The sequence below is a fragment of the Micromonospora sp. DT68 genome (assembly GCF_049847245.1).
GTDB classification, from domain to species: domain Bacteria; phylum Actinomycetota; class Actinomycetes; order Mycobacteriales; family Micromonosporaceae; genus Micromonospora; species Micromonospora profundi.
Window position 1 is genome coordinate 1 of record NZ_JBNCNZ010000048.1, and the last position, 1,281, is coordinate 1,281.

Here is a 1,281-nt window from a genome sequence, read left to right on the forward strand (position 1 = left end):
AAATTGTCGTACATGCGTTCTAAACTTTGGTTGTGATTGACGCGTTGGAGCAGGCCGAAGCCGCAGTGGCCGCCTGCTCTGACGCAGCTACCTGGGCTGTCTCGGAGCGCGATCTCATCGCGGCGTTGGACGCGGCGCATCGCCTTGAGCAACGGGTGGCGGCGCTCAAGCTGGCCCTCGTTCGGGAGGTGGACGGTCGCGGCACGGCCCGCCGCCACGGCGCGTCCTGCACGCCGGTGTGGCTGCGCGAGCGGCTACGACTCACCATCCCCGCCGCCCGCCGACTGGTCGAGCTGGCCACCACCCTCGACAACGGTCCTGCGGAGATCCGCCAGGCCCTCGCCGACGGCACGATCAGCGTGGAGCAGGCCCGCATCATCGGCGACACCGTCGCCACAGTCCACGCCGCCGCCGACACCCCCACGGCAGACAAAGCCGTCGACGTACTCATCGGATGGGCCGGACAGTTCGACCCCACGCTGTTGCGCAGGATGGGCGCCCGAATCCTTGATCATGTCGCGCCGGAGATAGCTGACGCTGCCGCCGAAGCAGCACTGAGAGCGCAGGAAGCACGGGCAGCCCGGGATCGACAGGTGACAGTCAGCGAACAGCCCGACGGGCGGCTGCGGCTGTCAGGCATCCTCGACGCCGAAGCAGCCGCCGTATTACGGGCCGCCATCGACCCCCTCACCGCGCCCGCCGGCCCCGACGACACCCGCAGCCCCGGGCAGCGCCGACACGACGCCCTCGCCGACATCTGCCGCCTCGCCCTGCGCACCGGCGAACTACCCGACAACGGCGGCGACCCCGCCCAGATCGTCGTCACCACCAGCTATGACACCCTGACCCGGCAGTTCGGTGTCGGCGCGCTCGACACCGGCCTGCACCTCACACCCGACACCGTGCGGCGGCTCGCCTGCGACGCCACCGTCCTACCCGCCGTCCTCAGCGGCACCAGCCAACCACTGGACGTCGGCCGGCAACGCCGCCTCATCACCGGCCCGCTACGCCGCGCACTGGTCCTGCGCGACCGCGGCTGCACCTTCCCCGGCTGCGACCGACCACCACGCTGGTGCAACGCCCACCACATCCGACACTGGGCCGACAGCGGCACCACCACCCTCACCAACGCCGTCCTCCTCTGCGGCCACCACCACCGACACCTCCACCACACCGACTGGACCGTACGACTCGCCGCCGACGGCCACCCCGAATTCATCCCACCCACCTGGCTCGACCCCACACAAATCCCCCGCCGCAACCACTACCACCACCGAACGT

General features: G+C 70.2%; 1 protein-coding gene. It reads left to right on the plus strand.

What is annotated here, in order from left to right; all coding sequences use genetic code 11:
- Positions 1-32: 32 nt before the first annotated feature.
- Positions 33-1,281, plus strand: a 1,249-nt coding sequence (locus ACPXB1_RS30545; RefSeq protein WP_425736164.1) for a DUF222 domain-containing protein, incomplete at its 3' end; no start/stop codon positions are given.